Source organism: Halanaerobium saccharolyticum subsp. saccharolyticum DSM 6643 (assembly GCF_000350165.1).
Lineage (GTDB): Bacteria > Bacillota > Halanaerobiia > Halanaerobiales > Halanaerobiaceae > Halanaerobium > Halanaerobium saccharolyticum.
Genome location: NZ_CAUI01000021.1, coordinates 63,820 through 90,771, shown reverse-complemented (window position 1 = coordinate 90,771; position 26,952 = coordinate 63,820). Strand labels below are relative to the sequence as shown.

The following is a 26,952-nucleotide window of genomic DNA, read 5'->3' as shown; positions in this document are numbered from 1 at the left end:
GATTTAAATTATAGAATAAATAAAAATAGAGTAATTAAAAAAATTTTTAATGGAAGGTGATTATAATTATAGCAAAATATTCTATTCAGGCACAAGGTAAAAATGATACTAAAACAGTTGTTGAAACAACTGGAGGTTTAAAAATAACTATTGATGAACCAGAAAGACTTGGAGGTGGCGGAGAAGGTCCTAATCCAGTCGAATATCTATTAGCATCTTTAGCAGGATGTTTAAATATTGTAGGATATCTTGTTGCCGGTGAAATGGGTTTTGAATTAGATGATTTAAAAATTGATATTAAAGGTAAGCTTGACCCTGCAAAATTTAGAGGGAAATCTGAAAACAAAAGAGCTGGATATCAAGAAATAGATGTATCAATTGATGTTAAAACAGATGCAAATGAAGAAACTTTAAATAAATGGCTAAAAAAAGTTAAAGAACGATGTCCAGTTAGTGATAATATTGCTAATCAAACACCAGTTAAAATTAAAATGGCTTAATAATAAAAATCCCTGCAGAAAATTATGCAGGGATTTTAATATTAAATTTACTTTTCAGTCTGAATTAATAGCCTTCCGCCACCAACATAGCTTTTATTTGGAAAAACCACTCTTACCTGATAAGGGAAATATTCCCCACTCATTGTATCTTGATAGCTCTTTTTCATTATGATGACCTGGAATTGAATAGCTTCATTCTCGACATAATAAATCTTATCTTCTCCAGCTGGTCCAAGCCATAAATCGTCTACAGGTGCTTTAATCTCTAAATCACCATAATCATTAACAAACTTTATTCTTTTATCATCTTTAACCTCAACTAACCAACCTGGTTCATTACCAACTGCTCGAAAATGAACTCCTTCTTCTTTTGCTTTTTCCCAAACATCAACATCTTCAGCACTTACTACTGCTGTTAAAAGAAAAGTTAATGCAAAAAAAGCTGTCATTAACACTAAAATTTTTTTCAAGAGTCTCTCCCCCTCTAAACTTTAAAAAGAATATATTTTTCTTGATCAGTATAAATTATTTCCAAATCAAATATTGAAGCAATTTTATTAAAAGTTTTTTCATTAAAAAAAACTATATGGGTAGGATCCCACTTATACCACCAATCTTCAAATTCTTCTGGTCCAGGATGAAAAGAAGTCATTACTGCCAGATAAGAATCTTCTTTTAAATGTGAAGTTAATAGTTTCATTTCTTTGATAGGATCAGAAAAATGTTCAAATACTTCTGTCGAGGTAATTAGGTCATATTTATTTTTTTCAAAAACTTTTTCTGGAAAAAAATAGGGATCATATATGTCGACATTGAGACCCTTTTCTTTTAAAAGATCAGCCAACACTGGACCTGGGCCACAGCCAAACTCTAGTACATCATCCATTTGTTCTAAATTGAGATGTTCTTCCAGCAATTCCTCTATAAAATCTTTAAACATTGTAACATAACCTTCATTCTGATGATTATTATCATGACCTTCATATCTCTCTTTTTCTTCGGTTTGATCTACAATATTTTTTGGAGAAATAAAAATCACTTCACAATCATTACAGTGATAATAATTATCTTCAATGTTTATTTTTTCTAAATTATCACTTCCACATACTTTACAATTCAAATTTCCACTCCTTAAATCTTAAATTATTAACTACTCTATTTTATATTATATTATATTACTCTTTACTTTGTAAATGAATTTGGCTAAAATTATTATAATTTTATTTTAAAATTGTTAAACAAGAACTATAAACAATTCATAAATCTTGATAAGATAACTATGGATTAATAACCGCGGCTAATAGTTATTAATAAGGAGGAAATTTAAAATTGGCCAGAAAAAGAGGTCCAAGATTTAAAGAATCAAGAAGATTGGGTGTTAATATTTATGGACATCCTAAGGCAATGAAAAAAGCAGATGGTACTTTTAATCGTGCCAACAAAAAATTATCAAATTATGGTCAGCAGCTTTTGGAAAAACAGCGCTTACGTGCTTACTACGGCTTGATGGAGAAAAAATTTAGTCGTTATGTACAACAGTCTACAAAAGAAGCTGGTGTAACCGCTAATAATTTGATTAAAAAATTGGAGAAACGACTCGATAATTTAGTTTATAGAGCTGGTTTTGCTCGTTCAATCAGGCAGGCTAGACAAATGGTTGTCCATGGACACATTTTAGTTAATGGAGAAAAAATAGATATCCCATCTTATCAAATCGAGATTGGAGATCAAATTTCTCTTAGAGATAAATACAGAAAAAACAATTTATTTAAAGAAAATTATTTAGATCGACATTTAACTCCAATTAGCTATCTAGAAAGAGATTATGATAATTTTACTTCAAAATTAATTTCAGAAGTTGAAATTAATGAAATACCAATTGAAATAAATGATCAGCTTGTAATAGAGTTTTATTCCAGAAAATAAAATATGAAAAAAAGTGCCCATAATCTAAATTAATTTTTGGATTAAGGGCACTTTTTTATTATCTATTTAATTTTTTAAAAATGGCTCCGCAAACAGGAAGTCATTTTACAAATGATATGGTTCATTATTATTAATTTTAAAAGCTCTATATATCTGTTCTAATAAAATTAAACGAATCATCTGGTGAGTAAACGTCATATGCGATAAAGAAAATCTATAATCTGCTTTCTGGATTACAAAGTCACTTAAACCTGTTGCCCCACCAATTATAAAAGTAAAGGAACTGTATCCTCTAACCTGAAGATTATTAAGTGATTTAGCAAAACCAGTTGAAGTCATTGGTTTTCCATTAACATCAAGAGCGAAAATATATGTTCGTTCAGGAATCTTTTTTATTATTCGCTCACCTTCTAATGCCTGCAGTGCTTCAATATCTTTATCTGAATAATTTTTTGGAACAGTTTCATCGCTAATTTCAATAATATTTAAATTGCAGTAACGACTTAAACGTTTTTTGAATTCCTGAATGCCTGGTTCTAAAAATGAAGATTTTAAACTACCAACTGTTATAAGGTTAATATCCATAATTAAAATAATTCCTTATTCTTCTCTTTTTTATCAAGTCTAAAAAGCGGTGTTGTTTTAGACTGTGAAGCACAACCCATCCTTAAATCTTTACCAACTTTAAACCCAGCTTCTTTAAGAGCATTATTAACAGTGATATAAGCTACTTTAGGATTATTGTTTTCTTCACTTAAATGAGCTAAAACAACTGTAGGAAAATTATCTTTAAGTAAAGAAGGTAATAAAGCTGCAGTATCATCATTCGATAAGTGTCCTTCTTTACCTTTAATCCTATTTTTTAAAAAATAAGGATATTTCCCAGTCATCAACATTTCTAAATCATGATTTGATTCAAGAACAAAAAAATCTGCTCCTTTTATTTTAGTAATTATATCTTCATTTGTGACACCAGTATCAGTGGCCAGTACAATTTTTTTATCTCCCACCCGACAAACATATCCGACTGGTTGAGCAGCATCATGTGAAATCGAGTATGGTGAAAATTTTAGATCACCAACTATAAAGTCCCCTGTAAAGACCCTACGGTTTTTAGTTTTTATTTTACCTAAATCAGACTCCGCCTCCGCCCAGGTACCATCATTGGCATAAATGGGAAGATCATAACGGCGAGAAAGTATTCCTACCCCTTTTATGTGATCCTTATGTTCATGTGTAATTAATAAAGCATTTAAGTCTTCTGGTTTTAAATCTAAAGCTGCCATTCTTTTTTCTAAAGCTTTGCCACTTAAACCAGCATCAATTAAAACAGAATATTCACCAGCGCGAATATAAGTAGAATTACCTTTACTGCCGCTGGATAAAACTGCTGTTTCTATTCTCACTTCTTTATTCACCCTTTGCTTCAATTTCTTCCTGCCAACTTAAATGATATATCAGAGAAACTATACCTACTGCTAAGTCCTCATTTTTAACTTCAATTTCCTCTGGAACCCGAAGTCGAGTCGGAGCAAAATTCCAAATTGCTTTAATTCCTGATTCAACCATCTCTTCAGCTACAGCCTGAGCATCATCTGTCGGAACAGCAATTACTCCTAATTTAATATTATTTTCCTGTACTATCCTGCCTAAATCATTAACACTTACAACTTCACGCCCGTTAATTAAATTCCCAATTTTAGCTGAATCACTATCGAAAACATGAGTGATTTCAAAACCCATCATGGAAAAACTTTTATAATTGACTAAAGCATGACCTAAGTTACCAGCCCCAACTAATACTGCTGGCCAAATTCTATCGACACCTAAAATTTTACCTACTGACTTCCTTAATTCATTAACATTATATCCAACCCCACGACGACCAAACTCTCCATAATAAGAAAGATCTTTACGTACCTGGGTTGATGGAATATCCAGTTTCCCCCCCAAATCTTTAGAAGAAACTACATCAACATCTTCAAAAGTATCCATCTTATCAAGACATCTGTAATATAAAGGGAGTCTTTCAATTGTTGCTTTAGGTATATTCTCTCTATCTTTCATTGTTAATTCCCCCTAATTGAAATTTATTTTACCTGACTTCCATTTGCTATATCAGCACTAACTGTTGATAAAACCATATTTTCTTCTGGATCAGTTGCAGCTAAAATCATTCCTTCTGACTTAACTCCAAAAATTGTAGCTGGTTCTAAATTAGCGACAATTAAAATCTTGCGTCCAATAACTTCTTCGGCGCTGAAATGTTTTGCAATTCCTGCAACCAATTGTCTTTTTTCTAAACCAATATCAACCTTTAATTTAAGTAATTTGTTACTGCCTTCAATTTTTTCAGCCTCTATAATTTCAGCAACTCTAATATCAGTGTCCATAAATTCTTCGAAAGTAATTCTATCTTTAATTTCTGCTAATTCCAAATCAGTTCCCTCCTTCTCTTTCTTTTCTGATGTAGACTCTTTTTTGCGAGCCTCAACTTTCTCAAAATATTCTTCTAAATCTATTCTTGGAAACATTGGGTCTCCATTATACACTTTAACACCTGTTTTTAATGCTCCCCACTCTGTATCATTCCAGGTAGCATTTTTTATAGCTTCTAACTGACCAAGCTGCTCTCCCATTTTATAAGGAGCCTCAGTTAGGAAAGGTTTTAACATTACAGCAATAATCCTTAAGGATTCTAATAAATTATAAAGTACAGTTTTTAATCTTTCACGATTTTCTTCTTCTCGGGCCAGAACCCAAGGAGCAGTCTGATCAATATATTTATTTGTACGGCGAACAAAATTCCAAATCTTCTCTAAAGCAACAGTATATTTTAACTTTTCCATCTGTTCTTCGACCACTATTTTTGTCTCATCCGCAAGATCAATCAATTCCTTATCTACTGCTTCTTTAATTGAGGGCTCAGGAATTTCACTGTCAAAATACTGTTCAACCATTGACACAGTTCTATTTAAAAGATTGCCAAGATCATTTGCTAAATCAGAATTAATTCGCTGAATTAAGGCTTCTGTAGAGTAAGTTCCATCTGTACCAAAAGCTACTTCACGCAGCAGATAGTAACGAATAGCATCTTTGCCAAAGTCATTTATTAAAACAACTGGATCAACGACATTCCCTTTAGATTTTGACATTTTTCCAGTATCACTTAAAAGCCAACCATGTCCAAAAACTTGATCTGGCAGCTCTAAATCTAAAGCCATTAAAATTATAGGCCAGATTACTGTATGGAAACGCAAAATATCTTTCCCTACAAGATGTAAATCTGCCGGCCAGTAATGTTCAAAATTTTCTGGATCTGTTTCATAACCAATTGCAGTAATATAGTTACTTAAGGCATCAATCCAAACATAAATAACATGATCTTCATCAATTGGAACTGGAATTCCCCAGTCAAAGGTAGTTCTAGATACACTTAAATCATCAAGACCATTTTCGATAAAATTAACCATCTCATTACGGCGTGATTCTGGCTCAATAAACTCTGGATGACTTTTTATATGTTCTAAAAGTCGATCTGCATATTTACCCATTTTGAAGAAATAACTTTGTTCTTCAACCCATTCTACCGGTCGGTGACAGTCAGGACATACCTTTTCTTCATTCTCTTCTTCTAGCTGCCTTTCAGCCCAAAAAGACTCACAAGGGGTGCAATACCAACCTTCATAATTACCTTTGTAAATATCACCTTTATCATAAAGCTTTTTAAATATTTTTTGAACTACTTTTTCATGACGCTCTTCAGTGGTTCTAATAAAATAGTCATAGTCAATATCAAGTTTATCCCATAATTCTTTAAAAGTTTCAACTATCTGATCAACATATTCTTTAGTTTCCTTACCAGCTGCTTCAGCCTTACGCTCTATTTTCTGACCATGTTCATCAGAACCAGTCAAAAACATAGTATCAAAACCACGCATTTTCTTATAACGAGCAATGGTATCAGCAGCCACTGTTGTATAAGCATGACCGATATGTAGTTTGTCACTTGGATAGTAAATTGGTGTAGTTACATAGTAAGTATCTCTGCTCAAAATTATCATCCTTTCGAAATTTATTTACTCAAATTTATTCTTATCGACTGAAATAACAACTGCTTCTTTATAAACATCACTTTTGGGAAGTTCCCTCAATTTTGCTACCTGTTTTATAGCCTGTTTTTTTGTCATTCCACTCTCAATTAAAAGCTTAAGATGTTCCAAAATGCTTAATTCTTCCCAGCCTTCACTTTCTGCTTCAACTTGACTGCGTCCAGCAACAACTACAACAATTTCCCCTTTAATTTCCTGTTCTTTAAGTTTATGTTCTAACTCGGCCACTGTTCCGTAATATTTTTCTTCGTGCATTTTGGTAATCTCACGGGCAACAACCGCCTGCCGGGTGCTTAATTCTGAGCTAAACTGACTGAGATCTTTAAGTGTTTCTTTAAGTCTATAAGGAGATTCGTAAAAAGCTGTTGTATCTTTAGCAAAAGCTAATTCTTCCAAGAACTCCTGCCTTTTTTTGCCGGAGCGAGGAATAAATGCTTTAAATGAAAAAGAAGAAATGTCAAGTCCAGAAACTACTAGAGCTGCCAGAAAGGCGCTCGGGCCCGGAATCGGTATAACTTCAATTCCTGCTTTTACAGCTTTTTTGACTAAAATCTCTCCTGGGTCTGATACTCCAGGCATTCCTGCATCACTGACTAAAGCAATTTCTTTCCCTTCTTTTAAAAGCTCAATTAACTCCCTGCTTCTTTCTCTTTCATTGTGCTCATGATAACTAATCATTTTTGTTTTGATAGAAAAATAATTTAAAAGTTTCTGGGTTCTGCGGGTATCTTCACAGGCAATAAGATCAACATTTTTTAATGTATCCAGCAACCTCTGGCTCACATCATCTAAATTGCCAATAGGAGTTCCGCATAAATAAAGATTTGCTGCTTGCAAAAAATAACCCCCTGTAAAATAATAATATTAAAACAGCATGTTAACTGTTATTTTTGACCATAGATTTCTTTTAGTTCGGCAGTATATTCACTACTGTTATCTTGATAAATAATTAAAACTGGTTTTATCCTTAAACCTGGATTTGCTCCTTTTTTTGCCTTAAGCATAAAAATATCTGCTTCTTTATCTCGACGAGCCTGGACCAACCGCAGTTCTTTCGCCTGACAATTATATTGAGCTAGAGTTTCAATAACCTCTGTTAATCTTTCAGCTCTATGAACAAGAAAAAAATGTCCTCCATATTTTAAAAGACGTGCAGCTGCAGCTACCACATCCTCTAATTTTGCATGAATTTCATGTCTTGCAATTGCTATATAATCATTTTCCTTCATTTTACCACCTTCAACCGGTAGATAAGGAGGATTAGATACTACTACATCAAAGCTCCCTGCTTCCAGCTCAGATTCTAAACTGCAGAGATCAGCATTTATAATTTTAATATCTTTTTCTAGATTATTAAATTCTACATTACGTTTTGCTAAATCAGCAGCTTCAACCTGAATTTCAACTCCAGTAACTTTTACATTATTATTTTTATATGCTAAAAGCAGTGGAATCACACCACTGCCTGTACCAAGATCAATTACTTTATCTCCGTTTCGGAGTTCCACAAAATTTGCTAAAAGTACAGAATCAGTTCCAAATTTGAAAAATCTATCATCCTGTATAATCTCAAGTTCTTCTTCAATTAAATAATGAATCTCTTCCATAACTTATTTCTCCTTACCCTGATTTTCTAGCAGATTTAAACAGAAAAGGCAATCCCCTTTTCTTTTTTCTCCAAAACTTAAAGGACAAACATGATAACCTTCATCATAGATATGAATTAAATTACTGTAACCTTCTTTTTCAACCACAGCGTCTTCTGCTTCTTCTTGATCTTTAAAAAGCAGAGATCTCAACTCTTCATTTTCTCGCTCTAATTCTTCATTTTCTTTATAAAGCTGATAGGTAATATCTTTAAGTTTGTGAAATCGGAGGGAAAGTGCCTCTATTTGCTCCTGAAAATGGGCAAGGCTGCTTAATATTTCTTGATCCATTAAATTTCCTTCCTTTCAAATCAATTTAAATCATATTCATCTAGGTCATCTACATCTACTTCTAAATTTTCATCAGTTCCAATATCAACTTCTACAGTATGTTTAACAAGATTTCTATCCACTACTTTTCCCTTACCCATCTCTAACTCGATTTTTTCGCCTACATTTGGCATTAATTTCTTTAGAGTTTTATAGGTTTGAGCTTCATACCGTAGACAGCACATCAAACGTCCACAAAGACCTGATATTTTGGAAGGGTTGAGTGAAAGATTCTGTTTTTTTGCCATTTTAATTGAAATTGGTTGAAAATCTCTTAAAAAAGTAGCACAGCAAACAGGTAAGCCGCAAGGACCCAGTCCTCCCAACATTTTGGCTTCATCTCGGACTCCAATCTGTCTCAATTCAATTCTAGTTTTAAATACAGATGCTAAATCCTTAACAAGCTCTCTAAAATCAACTCTTCCATCTGCAGTAAAATAGAATATAATTTTATTATGATCAAAAGTATATTCTACATCTATTAATTTCATTGGCAGATTATGTTTTTCAATCTTCTTTAAACAAATGTCATATGCCTCTTCTTCTAATTCTAGGTTTTTTTCATATTTATCTCTATCTTTTAAAGTTGCCTTTCTAATTACATCCTTTAAAGGCGCAACTATCTCTTCATCTGATATTTCTTTTTTACCAACAACTACTTCGGCATATTCTATACCCCGGGCAGTTTCCACTATTACATAATCACCGGTTTTTATTTCAAGTTCACCAGGATCAAAATAATAGATTTTTCCGGCTTTTTTAAAACTAACTCCAACTACCGTATTCATTAAAATACACACCTCATTTATCTATTCTTGATCAGGCTGGCGCAGTTTGAAAAATAAAACTTCCAGACTAAGTTTCTCACGAATATTGCGTTCTATATATTCTTGACTTTGAGCAATCAATTCTAAATTTTTAATTATATTCTGCAGATTTAACTCTGCAGCAAGTTCTCTTAACTCCTCTAAATAGTCTTGATTAATCACTGCATCCAGATAATCCTGTTTAATCATCATTATATCGCGATACCAGTCTGATAGCAAATCAAAACAGGGGAAATCATTTTTAAGCAGTGAGCATAATTTATCTGTAATTTTGAAAATTTCAATTGTGTTTTTAGATTTAATCTTTTTTAAAAAGTCATAAATTTCTTGACGATGTTCAAAATAGTTATCTATTTTAGTAATATCAAGTGCTTTACCAGGACTGCCAGCAGCAGCACTACTAACTATCTCTGCCTGTTCATTATTTAAACCTTCTTCTAAAAGCAGATCTTTAATTTTTTGTTGACTTACACTACTTAATTTAATCTGTTGACAGCGAGACACAAGTGTTGGCAAAAGTTTACCGCTATCTTCTACAAGCAAAACAATGGTTGCAAAAGATGGAGGTTCTTCTAAAGTTTTTAAAAGTGAATTAGCTGCTTCTTTTGTTAATTTTTCTGCTGATTCTATGATATATATCTTATGATCACTATCATAAGGCTTATACGCAATTTCTTTTTTCAATTCTCTAATTTGATCAATAGAAATAGCAGTTTTATCTTCAAGTACAGAAATAGTTTTAAAATCAGGGTGATTATGATGATCCATTTTGCGGCAGTTAATACAACTCCCACAGCTGTCTAATCGAACTTCCTCACAAAAACTGGCCTTTGCAAATTCAAAAGCCAGTTTTGATTTGCCGCTACCTTCTTTAGCCGAAAAGAGATAGGCGTGGCTTATTCGATCTTTTTCTATTTCATCCTGTAAAATTTCGATAGCTTCTTCTTGACCAATAATTGAGTTGAAACTCATTTAAAAACTCCTCTTAGCTTAAAGTTTAATAAATTGTTCTACATCTATAATAAATACTGTTGCTCCACCAATTTTAATTTCCATTGGAAAAGAATAATATCCTTCTAAAGAATTGGCAACAGGTGACATCGGTGCCACTGTTTTTTTTCGCGACTCACAATTTTCTCTAATTATTTCTAATACCTCATCAACATGACCTTCATCTGATCCAATCATAAAAGTAGTATTACCCTCTCGCAAAAAACCACCTGTAGATGCCATTTTTGTTGCCTGAAAACCAGAAGTAGTAAGTGATTCTAAAAGATCAGCCGCATCATGGTCATGGACAATGGCAACTACCATTTTAACTGTTTTACCTGTTTCTGCTCTTTTTTCCATTAGAATAACCTCCTGCTAATAATGTTTTCTATATTTTTTTGGACATTTTCTATGCTCTCTCCTGCATTTACCAGTGCAAAACGGTCTTTTTCTGCCATCTTTAAATATGCTTCTCTTACTCGCTGATGAAATTCATCTACTTCTCTTTCTAATCTGTCACCTTCAGCATCAAAACTTTGTGCCCTTGCCCTTTTTAATCCTTCTTTAATATCAATATCTAAAATAAATGTTAAATCAGGCCAGGTGGAATCAATTACCCAATCATTAATTTGATATACTATCTCATAATCTAGACCACGACCAGCAGCTTGATAGGCTAAATTAGAATCTGCAAATCTATCAGAAATAACTATTTTACCCTGTTCTATAGCAGGTTTAATCTTTTCTTTAACATGCTGAGCTCTATCGGCAGCATAAAGAAGAATTTCTGTTCTGTAATCCATCGATTCATATTGAGGATCTAAAAGCAAATGTCTGATTTTTTCACCTAAGGGAGTTCCTCCAGGTTCTCTACTGACTAAAACATCATAACCTTTATTCTTTAAAAATTCTGCCAGTAAATTAATCTGTGTCGTTTTACCTGAACCCTCAATACCTTCGAATGTAATAAAAAAGCCTTCTGTCAAAACTGCCAGCCTCCTCAAAACTTTGTTAAAATAATCTTAATTATATTCTAATTATACAATAATCATCCCACTAATGCAATAAAAGAAAAGTCGACTAAAACATCCTCTTATAGTCGCTTAGGATGTTCTGTCGACTCACAAATTAATAATCTCATTATATATTATATTCTAGATTTTTGTTTTAAATAACTTTAAAAATTTAATTTTTCAATAAAGATTAATTTAATCTAAACTGAGACTAAGACTCAATCCGCCTTCTTCTTTTTTTGCTGTATCTGAAGAATCTTTAGCTTCATCTCCTGCAGCATGATTTTTCATCTTAACTTCTTTTGCAGGGAAAGAATTTTCTTTTTCTTCAATATATTCCGAGGCTTCAATTGCTGCTTTAGCTCCCGAACCAGCAGCAATAACAACCTGCCTATAATCTGGATCTTGAACATCACCACAGGCAAAAACTCCTGAAATATTAGTGTGCTGTTTTTTATCTGTTAAAATATAACCATGGTCATCAAGCTCAATCTGGCCTTTAAGACATTCAGTTCGCGGCTTATGTCCAATGGCAATAAAAAGTCCTTTTACATCAAGGTCTCTTTCCTCATCTGTTTTATTATTGAAGATACGAATTCCTTCAAATTTCTTTTCGCCTTTAATATTTTCAACCTCTGTATCCCAGAGAATTTCAATGTTTTCTTTATCTTTAACTCTGTCACCTAAAATTTTAGCGCCTCTAAATTTATCGCGGCGGTGAATAATATAAACTTTAGCTGCAAACTTAGCCAGAAAAGTTGCTTCCCATAAAGCAGTGTCTCCACCACCTACAATTGCTACTTCCTTATTTCTAAAGAATGCTGCATCACAAGTTGCACAGTAGGAAACTCCATTACCTCTCATACTGTCTTCCTTTTCTAGCCCCAAAGTTCTAGGTTCGGCTCCAGTTGCAATGATAATAGAATCAGCTATATATTCTCCACCTTCTGTTTTAACAGTAAATTTATCTCCCGAGAAATCAACCTCTTCTGCACTTTCATATTTTAAGCGAACACCAAAATTTTCTGCTTGTTCTGTCATTTGCTGAGTTAACTCAAAACCACCAATTGGTTCTGGAAAACCTGGATAGTTTTCTAATTCAGATGTTGTTGTTATTTGTCCTCCTGGCTCTGGACCATTTAATACTAGTGGTGCAACTCCATTTCTCGCAGCATAAATTGAAGCAGATAAACCACCCGGGCCACCACCAATAATAATCAAATTTTCTTCCTGTCTATTTTTATCGTTCATTATTAATTCCCCCTGTTATGAACTTTGATAACAATTTAGAATTTTATTATAACTTGAATTTATATTCCAATTTACAAATATAATCTTAATACTATTGCCCTTATTTTTCTGTTAAACTTACAACAAAACTTTTTAATCTAAAAAAAATAAGAAGTATTAAAAAACTCTCTGCCAATAAAAAACAGAGAGTTAAAAACAAAATCTTTAATTTAATTCTTTAATCAACACTATAATTAGGGGCTTCTTTTGTTACCTTTACATCATGAGGATGACTTTCTCGAAGTCCTGCTGCAGAAATTTTAATCATTTTTGAATCTTCAATTAAGGATTTAATATCAGGAGTCCCACAATAACCCATACCAGATTTTAATCCTCCGACCATCTGATAAATAGTTTCTGCTAATGTACCTTTATAAGGGACTCTCCCCTCTATTCCTTCAGGCACAAATTTTTCTGATTCAGTTTCATCTTCCTGGAAGTAGCGATCTTTGCTTCCTTGTTTCATAGCACCGACTGAGCCCATGCCGCGATACACTTTATAACTTCTACCTTTATATATTTCTAGTTCTCCTGGGCTTTCTTCTGTACCTGCTAACAAGCTTCCAATCATTACAGTATTGGCACCAGCAGATATCGCTTTAACAATATCTCCAGAATATTTTATTCCACCATCAGCAATAACTGTCTTACCATACTTTTTAGCAACTTTTGCAGCATCATTAATTGCAGTTATTTGAGGAACTCCAACACCAGCTACAACTCTAGTAGTACAGATTGAACCAGGACCGATACCTACTTTGACTACATCTGCCCCAGCTTTAATTAGAGCTTCAGTTGCTTCCGCCGTTGCTACATTACCCGCGACTATAGGAAGCTCTTGATATCTATCTTTGATTTTCTTAACCACATCTAGAACATTTTGAGAATGTCCATGAGCAGTGTCAATTATTAAAAGATCAACTCCAGCTTCTACAAGAGCTTCTACTCTAGCATCAGTATCATTTCCAGTTCCTACTGCTGCCGCTGCCAGCAATCTTCCGCGTTTATCCTTTGAAGCCTTTGGATATTGTTTCGCTTTTTCTATATCTTTAATAGTAATTAATCCTCTTAAAATACCATCTTCATCTACGATTGGTAATTTTTCTATTTTATGTTTTCTTAACTGTTCTTTTGCTCCTTCCAAATCAGTACCAACTGGAGCAGTGACAAGTTCTTCTTCTGTCATTACTTCGGAAACAGGGCGCTTATAGTCTTCTACAAAACGAAGATCTCTATTTGTTAAAATCCCAAGCAACTTTTCATTTTTATCAACAATAGGCACTCCTGAAATATGATATTTAGACATTAAAGCTTCCGCTTCTTCTATCAAAGCATCCGGAGATAAAAAGAAAGGATCAACTATTACTCCACTCTCAGAACGTTTTACACGATCAACCTCTGCCGCCTGAGCCTCTATAGGCATATTTTTGTGAATTACACCAAGTCCACCTTCTCTAGCCATCGCAATTGCCATATCACCTTCAGTCACCGTATCCATCCCGGCAGAAATGATAGGCGTATTTAAATAAATATCATCAGTCAGTTTAGATCTTGTACTAACTTCTTTTGGAACTACATTTGATTCTGCAGGAATCAGCAGAACATCATCAAAAGTCAAGCCTTCTTTAATTATTTTTTCCATAACCAACCTCCTAGAGTTTTGTGAAAATTAATACTTAAAATTATGAACTAAGAACTACTTAATATATTTATATGTAATAAAATGAAATAGATGGATAATTATTATATGAAATAACAATCTAATATTTTAAGTATTTTAACAAAGTACTGAATAAATGTCAAGCGCAGCTTACACCTACTGTTTGAGGAACCATTAATTTCCAAATATTAATCATTTAGCTATTAAAAAATACCCACCATCTCAAATTTGAAATGACGGGTGATCGCTTAATTATTTACTATTAATTAGTTCGGAAACCGGCAGCTGAACTTTATAATTCTCTTCTTCCTTCTAAGGCTTTAGAAAGAGTAACTTCATCTGCATATTCTAAATCTCCCCCAACAGGAATTCCATGTGCTATACGAGTTACCTTTACTCCTAAAGGCTTAATCAGTTTAGCAAGATACATTGCAGTAGCATCACCTTCTGCATTAGGATCAGTTGCTACTATAATTTCTGTAACTTTATCTTTTTCTAAACGAGGAATCAAAGAACGAATTTTTATTTCATCTGGTCCGATTCCATCCATCGGTGAAATAGCACCATGCAGCACATGATAAAGACCATTATACTCACCTGTCTTTTCCATGGCTACAACATCTCGGGGGCTTTCAACAACACAAATTGATGTTCTATCCCTCTCTTCAGATTGACAGAAAGTACAGGTATCACCCTCAGTTAAGTGATTACAGTTTGAACAGTAATTGATTTTTTCGCGCGCTTCAATTAATGCATCTGCTAAATTTTTCACATCATTTTTAGGCTGCCCCAATATATAAAAAGAAAGACGACGAGCAGTTTTAGGCCCTATTCCAGGCAGTTTACTCAGCTCGCCGATCAATTTCCCCATTGGTTTAGGATATGGATTCATTAAGGCATTCCTGGCAGATTCATTCCACCAGTTACTTTACCCATTTCATCATTTACCATTTCCTGAATTTCGCGCATACCCTGATTAACAGCTGCCAGAACTAAATCTTCTAACATTTCTACATCATCTGGATCAACTACTTCAGGATCAATCTGAAGATCAACGACTTCCTGCTTTCCATTAACTACTACCTTAACAGCGCCACCACCTGCAGTCGCCTCAAGTGTCTTTTCTTCCAATTCTTCCTGTACTTTAGCCATTTTAGCCTGCATCTTTTGTGCTTGTTTCATCATTTTTTGCATATTCATATTAATTTCCTCCTCTATTTTCCAAAATTGATTGATCAACTTCAATGATCTCACCAGAAAAAACTCTGGCCAAATTTTCTATATCTAAATCACCGGCAAGCTCATTTTGATTTTCAGTAATTTGAGAAGCTGGTGTTTTAGTTTCTAAACTATTTTTAGCTGTATGAGCATCATCTAAAATATTTTTTTGCTCATTATTATCTCTATCCATCTTATCAATTTTTTGATTTTTTTTAGAACTGCTATCTTCAACTAAATCAAGATCATCTTTTTGCTTATCGTCTATTTTGTCATTTAACTCTTTTTTTTTAGTTCCAAGTTGAAGCTCTAATTCTACCGCCTCATTTAAAACATTCCTTAAAACTCTAGAAATTAAAGCTTTATTAGAAGCAGCTCCTTTATAATGAAATTTCTTACTTTCAGGAAAAGAAACAATAACTGTTTTATTGTCTACAGCTGTTGGTGCTCCTTCTCTTAAAAGGGCCTGTACAGAAATATCTAGCTGTTTGGTTTCATTTAAAATTTTAGCCCAGTTTTCTTTAACATGTTTAAGACTAAGACCAGCATTATTTGCTGTTTTGACTGGCTTCTCTATTTTTGCTGATTTTGCTTTTTTATCTGTTTTAATATCTTTTTCATTTTCAACTTTTTCGTTCTTAGATTCTATTTTTTCTTCTTTTATTTTTGATTGTTTACCTCGATCACTGTTAGCTACAGCTTCCGTTTTTTTAAGATTAAGCTCTTTTTTAAAACTAGAATCATCTCTGCTGTTTAATATATTATCTAATTTAAACTCAAGCTCTGAAAGCCTCGCTTCTAAACTATTACTACTTTCTCTACTACTTAATTTTATAACACTTATCTCCAATTGTAAACGGGGTCTTGCACTGGAACGTAATTTTTCTTTTAAGGATGCAAATTCGTCAATAATATTTGTAATTTCTTTAGTACTTAAATTTGCAGCTATAGAAGCAATTTCTTCTAAATAACTGCGTGAATATTCGAGAATACCAGAATCAATCCCACATTCTTTAATCAAAAGTAATTCCCTACAGTATTCTATTAATTCATCACTAAATCTTTCTATTCCAAGTCCAGACTCCAACTGCTTATTCAATAATTCTAAAGCCTTTTGACTTTCTTTTTTACTTAAATGAACTAAAAATTGCTTTAAATCTGATTTGTTAATTCTCCCCAACATTCTAGTAACTTCTGCAGCACTTAGCTGACCATCACTAAAGGAAATGGCTTGATCTAAAAGGCTAATTGCATCTCGCATCCCTCCTCGAGCACTGCGAGCTAAAATATCAAGCGCCTCTTTATCAATTTCATAACCCTCTGAATCGGAAATATATTTTAAACGTTTTTTAAGATTAGTTAAAGTTAATAATGTAAAATCAAAACGCTGACAGCGGGACATAATTGTTGTAATAACTTCATGAGGCTCAGTTGTTGCCAAAATAAAAACTACACTTTCTGGAGGCTCTTCTAAAGTTTTTAAAAGAGCATTAAAAGCCCCTTTAGTTAACATATGAACTTCATCGATAATATATACTTTATATTTGCCTTCACCAGGATAAAATTTTACCTTTTCTCTCAATTCTCTAATTTCATCAATACCCCGATTGGAAGCAGCATCAATCTCAATTACATCAAGAGAGTTACCCTTTTCAATTCGCTGACAGGAATTACACTCACCACAAGGTTCATGGTCTGCATTTGGATTAGCACAATTAAGTGATTTAGCAAAAACTTTTGCTGTGGAAGTTTTACCAGTTCCGCGAGGCCCAGCAAAAAGATAGGCATGCGCTACTCTGTCATTTTTTAAAGCATTTTTTAAAGTCTGTTTAACCTGATCCTGTCCAATCAGATCATTAAAATTTTCTGGCCTATATTTTCGATACAGAGAGAGAAAGGACATTTTTTTCACCTCTAAAATAGTATTATATAACAAAAACACCCTATTCCGGGTGTTTAAAAAAAATTGGCCGCACACCGTGTTTCGAAGATTTTCTCCCAGGCGTTACCCTGACAGTTGGCTCGAACCAGGCACCCTCGCGGCACATGAAGCGACTTGTTTACCGCTGCTTCCTCCCGGATCTGACGGGGTTCACAAGACTTCATTGCGCGAGACCCAATTGTCAACACTACTTATCAGGGCCAGACCCTGAAAGAAAAAATCCTCAGCCACGGCTTCAATCCTGCTATAGCGGTTTGCAGGTTATAGGGCACCGCTACCGCCCCATTTAGTACGGCCAAACATTAGTAAAAAATTATAAAATTTTTAATGGCGGAGAGGGAGGGATTCGAACCCTCGGTAGGTGAAAGCCTACACCCGCTTTCCAGGCGGGCCCCTTAAGCCAGACTCGGACACCTCTCCGTAATCTATACTTTGAAAATTTATATATATAATCTATGAATGATATGGATAAAATATAATGGCGGAAGGAGAGGGATTCGAACCCTCGAGACAGTAAAACTGCCTACTTGATTTCGAGTCAAGCGGTTTCAGCCAGACTCACCCATCCTTCCGTTCTCTTAAATCACGGAAAAAATCTTTTAAAAGCTGAGCTGCTTCTTTCTTCATTACACCTGCCTCAACTTCAACCTGATGGTTAAAACGCTCATCATTTAATAGTTGATAAAGGCTATTAACAGCTCCTGCTTTGGGATCACTGGCTCCATAAACAAGACGTTTTATTCTTGACTGTAAAATTGCTCCTGCACACATTGGGCAGGGCTCTAAAGTCACATAAAGCTGGCAATTTTCCAAGCGCCAGCTAGCCTCATTTTTAGCTGCTTCTCTCAGAGCAATCATTTCGGCATGAGAAGTTGGATCCTGAGTTTGCTCCCGGAGATTAAACCCACGGCCAACAACTTTATCATCACAGATAACAACTGCACCAATTGGAACTTCAGCTCTTTGATAAGCTTTCCTGGCTTCTGCCAGGGCCATTTTCATATATTTTATATCATCTTCCATAGAATATCTCCTGAAAATAAAAAGTTAAAAAAATTTAAAATGGCGCACCCGAGAGGAGTCGAACCCCTAGCCTTCTGATCCGTAGTCAGACGCTCTATCCAGTTGAGCTACGGGCGCACGCTGTAAAATTTATTATGTCGAGGATCTTTCCCTTTTTGGGGTTTAAAACCTTAAAACAACAGCAAGTGAACGGCTGATTGTTTCAGACGACGATTATTATTATAACAGTATAAGCTTATTTCGTCAAGGACTTTTTTTAATTTCTCATCTCGAATTAGGAGATTTGCAAAATGTAATGCTCGGGTTTTTTGAGACCAGCTGCAGTATCTAGTCTCACGCTAATTTTCGCTATTACTTAGTTAATATTCATTGACAGAATCTGTAAACATTAGTATACTAAAAATCACATAATTACATAAATGCTCATTTTTGGAGAAATAAAAATAGTAGGAGTGGTATTTGAAATGATGAAAGTAGATAAAGAAAAATGTATTGGCTGTTCTAAATGTCTTGATGATTGTTTAGTAAATGATATTATAATGGTCGAAGGAAAAGCTCAAATCAAAAATGAAAATTGTTTTAAGTGTGGGCACTGTATTGCTATCTGCCCTGTAAATGCAGTCACTACTTCGGAATACAATATGGACGAAGTAAAAGAATATAAGGAAAAAGAATTTTCAATATCTGCAGATAATCTCTTAAATTTTATTAAATTTAGAAGGTCTATTAGACAATTTAAAGAAAAAGATGTGGAAGAAAATAAAATAATCAAAATAATAGAAGCCGGCCGCTTTACCCCAACTGGCAGCAACCAACAAGACGTCTCTTTTACAGTAGTTAAAGATGAAATTGATAAATTTAGAGAACTAATATTAAAAAATTTAAATAAAAAAGGAAAATCAATACTTAATAACCTAAGACCAGAGACAATGAAATTTAAAAAGTATGCTGAAATGTGGATGCAAATGTATCAAGATTATCAAAATGAATCTGTACATAACGACCGTTTATTTTTTAACGCTCCAATTGTAATTGTTATTTCAGCTAATTCTAGTATTAATGGCTCTTTAGCCTCCTCTAATATGGAATTAATGGCAAATGCTTTAAATCTAGGTGTATTATTTAGTGGTTTCACCTTAAGAGGAGCAAAAGACAAAGAAGAAGTTAGAAAATTTCTCGGAATTAAAAGTAATAAAGAAATAGTAACAGCAATGGTTATCGGCTATCCGGATGTAAAGTACTTTAGAACTGTCCCAAGAAAAGAAGCTGATATCAATTGGAAATAATTTTATTTTTATAACAAAGTTACAGGGATAGCAATTTGATCAAATTGCTATCCCTTAAATGTTATTGACTCTATTTTTTATAATATTGGTGAAAGTAATCTAGATACAGATTCTCTCAATTTCATTGTCCAGCCTCTATTTTCAAACTCCTCTTTAGTTATTTCATTAGAAAATTCCAGGTCTTCTTTAAATAAATTATCATGATATTTGGCTTTTTCTTTATCATAAACAAAAGCATTAATTTCAAAATTAAGCTTAAAACTACGCACATCCATATTTGTTGTACCAATCGAAAGCACCCGACTATCAATACAAATAGTTTTGCTGTGTAGAAAACCTTTAGTATAGCGATAACAGCGAGCTCCAGCATCTAAAAGTTGTCCTACAAAAGAGTTATTTGCGGCATAAACAAATGGGTGATCACCACGATCAGGAATCATTATTTTTACATCAACTCCAGAACGTGAAGCAATTATTAATGCTTCTAACATTGATTGATCAGGGATAAAATATGGTGTCTGAATATAAATTGTCTTTTCAGCCTCATAAATCATTTTCAAAAACATAGCCTTAATTTCTGCCTCCCTAGAATCGGGACCACTACTTACAATCTGGATAGCAGAATCCCCCTTAACTTTACTTTCTGGAAAAAATTTTTCTTCTTCCAAAAGATCCTTACCAGAAGCAAACTTCCAATCTAATAAAAAACGATACTGCTGACTTTTAACACTTTCTCCAATGATTTTAAGGTGTGTATCTCTCCATTCTCCAAAACGATCTGAAAACCCAAGGTATTCATCTCCAATATTAATCCCGCCAAGATACCCAATTTCTCCATCAATTATTAAGTTTTTGCGATGATTTCTATAGTTTATATCCAATACAAAAGGCGCAAATGAAACAACCTCAACTCCAGAGTCTTCTAAATTAAAGAGTGTATACCGAGATAGATCTCTACAACCCATTTTATCATAAAGTAATCTTACCTCTACTCCTTCTTCTGCTTTTTTAGCCAGAATTCTCATAAACTTATTTCCCAGCTGATCATCATTAATAATATAATAATTAGCATGAATAAATTTTTTTGCATTTTTTAAATCATGGAAAAGATCTTTAAATTTATCCTTCCCATTACTATAAATTTTTAGCTTGTTATATCCCATTTCTGAAGGCAGCTCATTCTTAAAAGCTATTCTCATTATACTTTGTTCTAAATGGTCAAAAAAAGGTTTTTGTTGATCTAAATAAAAATTAACATATTGAACTTTATTATTTAATGTATCAGCCTGCTGCTTTCTCTGAAAAACCTTTCGTTTTTTCGGAGTCAATCCAAAAAACAAATAAAGAATAAAACCAAGCACAGGAATTAAAGTTAAAATTAAAAGCCAGGCCCAAGTTGCAGTAGGATCTTTTCTCTCAAAAAAGATCAATAAAATAATAAAAATTATATTTAAAATTATTATACCTGTAGGTATAAATGATAAAAAATTCATAAGTTTATCCTCACTTTTCCATAATTTTTAGATTAAATAAATGATAATTTTTATTCGAAAGTACTTTTTTATATTCCCCAGAAGGGTAAATTATCCCATTATAAGAATAATTGCCTGTTTTTATGACAGGTACTCTATTTTCTACAGCTCTAAATACTGCTGCCTGCCACATTATGTTTTTTAATAATCGGTTATTATTAAACCAGGCTTCATTTGTTTGATTTACTATAAATTCAAATTCTGCAGCTTTAGCTTTAACAAATGAGGGATAAAGTATTTCAGAACAAATTACTGTTTTCCACTTTAAGTTTTTGGTTTTAAATAAAACTTCTTTTTCACCAGCATTGAGAGAAGAGAAATTATATGGAGTAAATCTATTTAACAGTTCCAAAAATGGATAGGTCTCACCAAAATAAAGAAGAAGTTTTTTATCATAACGAGAAATTATTTCTCCAGTCTCTGAAATTAAAAAAGAGCTATTATAGCGACCCTTACTTGAATCTCTTCCAGCTAAAGAACCAATCTGAATAGGACTTTCAGCTTCTGCTGCTATTTGCTTTAAAAATTTTTTTCTATAATTTTTATCAGCGTAAAAATCAAAGGTTATATTTGTTTCTGGAGCGATAATTAATTCTGCCTGTTTCAAATCTGAAAGTGCACCTAAGGTTAGTTCTATATTTTGATCTAATTGTTTTAGGGTCCATTTTTTATTCTGGTCAATCTTAGTTGTAATAATTCCAACTTCAATATTTTGATATCCATTTTTAGCCTTGATCTTTTGCAAATACTGCTGTTCTTTAAAATTAGAAAAACTAAAGATAATTAAAAATAAGATTACTATAAAAAACACATCTTTAAATTTTTTTTGAAATATAAATTGAAAAAGCAGACCATTAACAAAGACCAAAATAAAGCTTACAATCCATATTCCACCTATTTCGGCCAATTGAATAAAACTTAAAAATTCTGCTTGAGTATAAGATAAATTGCCAAGCGGAAAAAAGCTTAGCAAATAATAACGAATCATTTCCATTGTAGTCCAGCAGAGTGCAAAAAGAAAAGGATTGAATTTATTATTATTAAATAGATTTCGCTGGAGATAAAAATATATCAGAAAAAACACTGGGTATATTAAGGACATTAATGAAAATAGTAAAAGCAAAATTAATATTATTAAAAAAAATGAAGATCCTGTATATAACTTGATTGAATGATATAAAAAATTAGCAGTAAAAACTAAAATCCAAAAGCCAAGATTCCAACCATTAAAAAATATACTTTTATAGTCTAGTTCACCTTCTTTAATATTATAAAGATAATATAAAAATGGTAGGAATCCAATCCAGCTTAAAAAATATAAATTAGGATAATAGTTTGCCGTCGTTAGTAATGCTGCTGCGAAAAATGTTAAAATAATCCCCATGTTACATTCGCTTCTTTACAGAAGGCGCTATTCGCAAACTAATAAAAATAATTAAAGCTGCAGCAATTGAAATATCATATAAACCATAACCCACTGCTAAACCCAAACCAGCAACTCCCCAAAGACTGGCTGCTGTGGTTAATCCTTCTATCTTATCTTCCTGTTTAATAATAGTTCCTGCACCTAAAAACCCAATCCCACTGACAACCTGGGCCGCCAGTCTAGCTGGATCACCTTCAACTCCGTCAATTAAACCGCTAGATTGTGCAACTTTAACTGATAAAATCATAATTACACAAGAAATAACAGCAACAATTACATTTGTTCTAATTCCTGCAGCCTTATTTTGCTTTTCTCTATCATAACCAATCAAAGATGCTAATATAGCCGCTATAATTAACTTCATAATTCCATTCCAGTCTAAAATCAAAATAGACACCTCCATTCAATCTATAATAATATACTTATACAAATTTATTTAAAATCCTTTATTTTAACCCTGCACCTTTACACTATATAAAAAGACCAGCGGCGTCCCGCTGGTCTTTTATCTTTAATCTTATATTTATTTTGAGTCTAATTTACTCATCTTCCTTTGGAGCATAAGCTGTTTCTAGTCTCTTGTAAGACTGATAACGCTCTTCAGCATCTTCTTCTGCTTTTTCAAAGAGATCTTCTGCAAGCTCAGGGAATGTCTTCTGTAAGGAAGAGAAACGTACCTCACTGAGCAAGAATTCTCTGAAGCTTTCGGTAGGCTCTTTAGAATCCATAATGAATGGATTTTCTCCTTCACCTTTAAGCTCTGGATTAAAGCGGAATAAGTGCCAGTATCCAGACTTAACAGCATCTTTTTCCTGACTAACACTACAGCCCATACCTTTTTTAAGTCCATGTGAGATACATGGAGCATAAGCAATTACTAAGGAAGGACCATCAAATGCTTCAGCTTCTTTGATAGCCTTAATAGCCTGATTCATGTTAGCACCCAGAGAAATCTGAGCAACATAAACATAGCCATAAGTCATAGCCATCTGGCCTAAGTCTTTCTTCTTAATCTTCTTACCTGAAGCAGCAAACTTAGCAGCTGCAGCAGTTGGACTAGCTTTAGAAGACTGTCCACCGGTGTTAGAATAAACCTCTGTATCAAATACAAGTACGTTTACATCATCACCAGAGGCAAGAACATGATCTAAACCTCCATAACCGATGTCATAAGCCCAGCCGTCTCCACCAAAGATCCACTGTGATTTCTTAGTAATAAATTCTTTACGGTCAACTATCTCCGCAATTACTTCGTTGTCACTATATTTAGCGAGTAAAGGCATCATTTCTTTTTTGATTTCCTGAGTTTTCTCGCCGTCATTATAGTTATCTAACATTTCTTTCATTAATTCAGTTAATTTATCATCTAAATCAAGTTCAATTGCTTCTTCCATCAGATCAGCAATTTTAGCTCTAATCTGTACATTTGCTAAGAACATACCATAACCATACTCAGCGTTATCCTCAAATAAAGAGTTACCCCAAGCAGGTCCATGTCCCTCTTCATTAGTAGTATATACAGATACAGGAGCAGATCCACCCCAGATTGAAGAACAACCTGTAGCGTTAGCAATAATCATTCTATCACCAAATAATTGAGTTACAAGCTTAGCATAAGCTGTTTCTCCACAACCTGCACAAGCACCATGGAACTCAAGTAATGGCTGCTGGAACTGGCTACCTTTAATATTAAACTGATCCATTTTATCTTCTTTAGGAGTTATCTCATCAATAGCATAATCCCAATTATCTGCTTCTTTTTCTGCCATTTCTGCAAATGAAGTCATTTCTAAAGCATCAACAGGACATACATCAGCACAAACACCACAGCCAGTACAATCATAAGGACTTACCTGAATCTTATACTGTAAACCTTCTAACTGCTTACCGCGTGCATCAAGAGTTTCAAATCCTTCTGGAGCATTAGCTGCTTCCTCTTCATCGAGTAAGAAAGGTCTAATTACAGCATGTGGACATGCGAGTGAACACTGGTTACACTGAATACACTTATCACTTAACCAGTTAGGTACATTAATTGCAATACCACGTTTTTCATACTTAGAAAGTCCTGGAGGGAAGTGTCCATCTTCACGGCCAACAAATGTACTTACAGGTAATTCATCACCTTTTTGTGCGTTAACAACTTCGAGTACATTTTTAACAAATTCTGGCACGTCATCTTCCTCTTTCTCTTCTGCGCTTTCAGCATTAGACCATTCTGCAGGAACATCAATCTTAACTAATGCATCCAGAGCTTTATCTACAGCTTTATTGTTCATCTCAACAATCTTATCACCTTTATGACCATAAGATTTCTGAATAGCTTCTTTCAAATATTCAACAGCTTCATCAACAGGAATAATATCTGCAACTTTGAAGAATGCAGTCTGCATAACCATGTTAATTCTCTGTCCTAAACCAACTTCTTGAGCAATATCTACAGCATTAATTGTGTAGAAATTAATATCGTGATCAGCGATATATTTTTTCATTTCCGCAGGAATATTCTCAGTTAATTCATCTTTTGACCAGGTACAGTTAAGAACAAAATTTCCGCCATCTTTTAAATCCTGTACCATTTCAAATTTATCTACATAAGATTCATTATGACAAGCAACATAATCTGCTTCGTCAATTAAGTAAGTTGACTTAATTGGCTGCTCTCCAAATCTTAAGTGGGATACTGTTACACCACCAGATTTTTTGGAATCATAAGAGAAATATGCCTGGGCATACTTATCAGTCTTATCACCAATAATCTTAATTGCATTCTTATTCGCTCCGACAGTACCGTCAGAACCAAGACCCCAGAATTTGCAGCGAACTGTACCCTCTGGAGAAGTATTAATATGTTCTTTTGGTTCAAGATTAGTATGTGTAACATCATCATTAATGGCAAGTGTAAAGCCATTTTTAGGATTGTCTTCTTTAAGGTTATCAAATACTGCCTTAAAGTGAGTAGGTGTTGTATCCTTAGAACTTAAACCGTAACGTCCACCAACAATTACAGGACGATTTTCATGGTCATAGAATAAAGATCTTACATCTTCATAAAGTGGTTCTCCTACTGCACCAGGTTCTTTAGTTCTATCTAATACAGCAATCTTCTCAGCAGTTTCTGGAAGAGCCTTCATGAAGTATTTTTCGGAGAATGGACGATATAATCTTACTTTAATTAAACCAACTTTTTCTCCTTGATCAACTAAGTATTTAACAGTTTCTTCAATTGTATCAGTTGCAGAACCCATTGCTACAATAATATACTTAGCATCTTCTGCCCCTACATAATTGAATGGATGATACTCTCTGCCTGTAAGTTCAGAAATTTCCTGCATATAATCTTCTACGATATCCGGTATTGGCTCATAGAAACTATTGCAAGCCTCACGTGCCTGGAAGAAAATATCAGGGTTTTGAGCTGTCCCCATTGTTGTAGGACGCTCAGGATTTAATCCTCTATGTCTGAATTCACTAACTTTACCGTAATCAACTAATTTTTCTAAATCATCATAATCTAAAACTTCTATTTTTTGATACTCATGAGATGTTCTAAATCCATCAAAGAAATGCACAAAAGGTATACTTGATTTAATTGATGCCAAATGAGCAACACCAGCTAAATCCATAACTTCCTGAACACTACCGGAAGCTAGCATAGCTGTACCAGTTTGTCGAGCAGCCATTACATCGGAATGATCACCAAAAATTGATAGAGCATGTGTAGCAACAGTACGTGCACTAACATGAAATACACCAGGCAACTGTTCACCGGCGATTTTATACATATTAGGCAGCATTAGTAATAATCCCTGAGAAGCTGTGAAAGTAGTTGTTAAAGCTCCAGCTGCTAAGGAACCATGTACTGCACCAGATGCTCCTCCCTCAGACTGCATTTCAGTTAACTTCACTTCTTGATCGAAAATGTTTTTGCGACCATTAGCACTCCATGAGTCAACTAATTCAGCCATTGGAGATGAAGGAGTAATAGGATAGATTGCTGCCACATCAGTAAATGCATATGCCACATGAGCTGCAGCAGTGTTTCCATCCATTGTTTTCATTTGTTTTGCCATTATAATTTTCCCTCCTATTATTAAGGTAGATTTGTATTATTATTTCCTCTTTAAGTATAATACTTTACAATTCTACTGTCAAATTTTTCACATCTTTTATTATAACTTTTTCGCTTTCTGAATTGTTAGAATTATTTAAATAAGAAAGCTATTCACCA

The 26,952-nt window shown here is 33.7% G+C and carries 26 protein-coding genes, 3 tRNA genes and 1 other RNA gene; 3 read left to right on the top strand and 27 right to left on the bottom strand.

Annotated elements, in window-relative coordinates; all coding sequences use genetic code 11:
• Positions 1 to 56 precede the first annotated feature (56 nt).
• The gene (locus HSACCH_RS08890) at positions 57 to 500 is read left to right on the top strand and encodes an OsmC family protein (protein ID WP_005489287.1); all 444 of its coding nucleotides are present in this window, start codon (positions 57 to 59) and stop codon (positions 498 to 500) included.
• Positions 501 to 547: 47 nt separating this feature from the next.
• On the opposite strand, the gene HSACCH_RS08885 is transcribed toward HSACCH_RS08890, so the two are convergent.
• Positions 548 to 970, bottom strand: coding sequence for a hypothetical protein (locus tag HSACCH_RS08885; protein WP_005489286.1), 423 nt, complete (start codon positions 968 to 970; stop codon positions 548 to 550).
• Between the two features lie 14 nt (positions 971 to 984).
• Positions 985 to 1,620, bottom strand: a complete 636-nt coding sequence (locus tag HSACCH_RS08880) for a class I SAM-dependent methyltransferase (protein ID WP_005489284.1) — start codon at positions 1,618 to 1,620, stop codon at positions 985 to 987.
• Positions 1,621 to 1,829: 209 nt separating this feature from the next.
• Between HSACCH_RS08880 and rpsD the strand changes: the two genes are divergently transcribed.
• On the top strand, positions 1,830 to 2,426 hold the full coding sequence (gene rpsD / locus HSACCH_RS08875) for a 30S ribosomal protein S4 (protein ID WP_005489281.1): 597 nt from the start codon (positions 1,830 to 1,832) through the stop codon (positions 2,424 to 2,426).
• Positions 2,427 to 2,531: 105 nt separating this feature from the next.
• Here rpsD and rlmH read toward each other — a convergent pair whose 3' ends face one another.
• The 21 genes from rlmH to HSACCH_RS08780 form a co-directional block, all read right to left on the bottom strand.
• Positions 2,532 to 3,011: a 23S rRNA (pseudouridine(1915)-N(3))-methyltransferase RlmH gene (rlmH, locus tag HSACCH_RS08870; RefSeq protein WP_005489280.1), complete on the bottom strand. Its 480-nt coding sequence runs from the start codon at positions 3,009 to 3,011 to the stop codon at positions 2,532 to 2,534.
• A 2-nt stretch (positions 3,012 to 3,013) separates the two neighbouring features.
• Positions 3,014 to 3,844 (bottom strand): MBL fold metallo-hydrolase, encoded by an 831-nt coding sequence (locus HSACCH_RS08865; protein WP_235044011.1) that lies wholly within the window; start codon positions 3,842 to 3,844, stop codon positions 3,014 to 3,016.
• Entirely contained in the window at positions 3,837 to 4,493 is a 657-nt protein-coding gene (locus tag HSACCH_RS08860) for a redox-sensing transcriptional repressor Rex (protein WP_005489278.1), read from the bottom strand. The genes HSACCH_RS08865 and HSACCH_RS08860 overlap by 8 nt, the downstream gene beginning before the upstream one ends.
• 23 nt (positions 4,494 to 4,516) lie before the next feature.
• A complete protein-coding gene (gene metG / locus HSACCH_RS08855; RefSeq protein ID WP_005489277.1) occupies positions 4,517 to 6,481 on the bottom strand; it encodes a methionine--tRNA ligase in 1,965 nt (654 codons plus the stop codon).
• Positions 6,482 to 6,505: 24 nt separating this feature from the next.
• Positions 6,506 to 7,375 carry a 16S rRNA (cytidine(1402)-2'-O)-methyltransferase gene (gene rsmI / locus HSACCH_RS08850; RefSeq protein ID WP_005489276.1) on the bottom strand — a complete coding sequence of 290 codons (870 nt, stop codon included), beginning with the start codon at positions 7,373 to 7,375 and terminating at the stop codon, positions 6,506 to 6,508.
• Between the two features lie 47 nt (positions 7,376 to 7,422).
• On the bottom strand, positions 7,423 to 8,145 hold the full coding sequence (locus HSACCH_RS08845) for a tRNA1(Val) (adenine(37)-N6)-methyltransferase (protein ID WP_005489274.1): 723 nt from the start codon (positions 8,143 to 8,145) through the stop codon (positions 7,423 to 7,425).
• A gap of 3 nt (positions 8,146 to 8,148) precedes the next feature.
• Entirely contained in the window at positions 8,149 to 8,475 is a 327-nt protein-coding gene (locus HSACCH_RS08840; protein WP_005489270.1) for an initiation control protein YabA, read from the bottom strand.
• A gap of 20 nt (positions 8,476 to 8,495) precedes the next feature.
• Entirely contained in the window at positions 8,496 to 9,302 is an 807-nt protein-coding gene (locus tag HSACCH_RS08835; protein ID WP_005489269.1) for a PSP1 domain-containing protein, read from the bottom strand.
• A gap of 21 nt (positions 9,303 to 9,323) precedes the next feature.
• Positions 9,324 to 10,313 (bottom strand): DNA polymerase III subunit delta', encoded by a 990-nt coding sequence (gene holB, locus HSACCH_RS08830; RefSeq protein WP_005489268.1) that lies wholly within the window; start codon positions 10,311 to 10,313, stop codon positions 9,324 to 9,326.
• An 18-nt stretch (positions 10,314 to 10,331) separates the two neighbouring features.
• Positions 10,332 to 10,691 carry a cyclic-di-AMP receptor gene (locus HSACCH_RS08825; protein WP_005489267.1) on the bottom strand — a complete coding sequence of 120 codons (360 nt, stop codon included), beginning with the start codon at positions 10,689 to 10,691 and terminating at the stop codon, positions 10,332 to 10,334.
• Positions 10,691 to 11,317 carry a dTMP kinase gene (tmk, locus tag HSACCH_RS08820; protein WP_005489265.1) on the bottom strand — a complete coding sequence of 209 codons (627 nt, stop codon included), beginning with the start codon at positions 11,315 to 11,317 and terminating at the stop codon, positions 10,691 to 10,693. Before tmk ends, HSACCH_RS08825 begins: the two co-directional genes overlap by 1 nt.
• Before the next feature lie 222 nt (positions 11,318 to 11,539).
• On the bottom strand, positions 11,540 to 12,595 hold the full coding sequence (gene trxB, locus HSACCH_RS08815) for a thioredoxin-disulfide reductase (RefSeq protein WP_005489264.1): 1,056 nt from the start codon (positions 12,593 to 12,595) through the stop codon (positions 11,540 to 11,542).
• Positions 12,596 to 12,812: 217 nt separating this feature from the next.
• Positions 12,813 to 14,276 carry an IMP dehydrogenase gene (gene guaB / locus HSACCH_RS08810; RefSeq protein WP_005489262.1) on the bottom strand — a complete coding sequence of 488 codons (1,464 nt, stop codon included), beginning with the start codon at positions 14,274 to 14,276 and terminating at the stop codon, positions 12,813 to 12,815.
• 310 nt (positions 14,277 to 14,586) lie between these two features.
• Positions 14,587 to 15,186 (bottom strand): recombination mediator RecR, encoded by a 600-nt coding sequence (recR, locus tag HSACCH_RS08805; protein WP_005489261.1) that lies wholly within the window; start codon positions 15,184 to 15,186, stop codon positions 14,587 to 14,589.
• Positions 15,186 to 15,494, bottom strand: a complete 309-nt coding sequence (locus tag HSACCH_RS08800; RefSeq protein ID WP_005489260.1) for a YbaB/EbfC family nucleoid-associated protein — start codon at positions 15,492 to 15,494, stop codon at positions 15,186 to 15,188. Before HSACCH_RS08800 ends, recR begins: the two co-directional genes overlap by 1 nt.
• Position 15,495: 1 nt before the next feature.
• Positions 15,496 to 17,415, bottom strand: a complete 1,920-nt coding sequence (gene dnaX, locus HSACCH_RS08795; RefSeq protein ID WP_040477332.1) for a DNA polymerase III subunit gamma/tau — start codon at positions 17,413 to 17,415, stop codon at positions 15,496 to 15,498.
• A gap of 67 nt (positions 17,416 to 17,482) precedes the next feature.
• Positions 17,483 to 17,749: signal recognition particle sRNA large type (ffs, locus tag HSACCH_RS13790), an RNA gene on the bottom strand.
• A gap of 33 nt (positions 17,750 to 17,782) precedes the next feature.
• A tRNA-Ser gene (locus tag HSACCH_RS08790) sits at positions 17,783 to 17,874 on the bottom strand.
• 59 nt (positions 17,875 to 17,933) lie between these two features.
• Positions 17,934 to 18,026: transfer RNA gene (locus HSACCH_RS08785), tRNA-Ser, on the bottom strand.
• Positions 18,013 to 18,477 carry a tRNA adenosine(34) deaminase TadA gene (gene tadA / locus HSACCH_RS13785; protein WP_005489257.1) on the bottom strand — a complete coding sequence of 155 codons (465 nt, stop codon included), beginning with the start codon at positions 18,475 to 18,477 and terminating at the stop codon, positions 18,013 to 18,015. Before tadA ends, HSACCH_RS08785 begins: the two co-directional genes overlap by 14 nt.
• Positions 18,478 to 18,517: 40 nt before the next feature.
• A tRNA-Arg gene (locus HSACCH_RS08780) sits at positions 18,518 to 18,594 on the bottom strand.
• 347 nt (positions 18,595 to 18,941) lie between these two features.
• Between HSACCH_RS08780 and HSACCH_RS08775 the strand changes: the two genes are divergently transcribed.
• Positions 18,942 to 19,763 (top strand): nitroreductase family protein, encoded by an 822-nt coding sequence (locus HSACCH_RS08775; RefSeq protein ID WP_005489256.1) that lies wholly within the window; start codon positions 18,942 to 18,944, stop codon positions 19,761 to 19,763.
• Positions 19,764 to 19,840: 77 nt separating this feature from the next.
• Here the strand turns inward: HSACCH_RS08775 and cls are convergent, their stop codons facing one another.
• From cls to nifJ, 4 genes are all read right to left on the bottom strand, one after another.
• Complete coding sequence (gene cls, locus HSACCH_RS08770) at positions 19,841 to 21,256, bottom strand: cardiolipin synthase (protein WP_005489255.1); 1,416 nt, start codon at positions 21,254 to 21,256, stop codon at positions 19,841 to 19,843.
• Positions 21,257 to 21,266: 10 nt separating this feature from the next.
• On the bottom strand, positions 21,267 to 22,679 hold the full coding sequence (gene lnt, locus HSACCH_RS08765; RefSeq protein ID WP_005489254.1) for an apolipoprotein N-acyltransferase: 1,413 nt from the start codon (positions 22,677 to 22,679) through the stop codon (positions 21,267 to 21,269).
• A gap of 1 nt (position 22,680) precedes the next feature.
• Positions 22,681 to 23,118, bottom strand: a complete 438-nt coding sequence (locus HSACCH_RS08760) for an MgtC/SapB family protein (RefSeq protein ID WP_235044010.1) — start codon at positions 23,116 to 23,118, stop codon at positions 22,681 to 22,683.
• A 142-nt stretch (positions 23,119 to 23,260) separates the two neighbouring features.
• On the bottom strand, positions 23,261 to 26,794 hold the full coding sequence (nifJ, locus tag HSACCH_RS08755) for a pyruvate:ferredoxin (flavodoxin) oxidoreductase (RefSeq protein WP_005489252.1): 3,534 nt from the start codon (positions 26,792 to 26,794) through the stop codon (positions 23,261 to 23,263).
• Positions 26,795 to 26,952 lie beyond the last annotated feature (158 nt).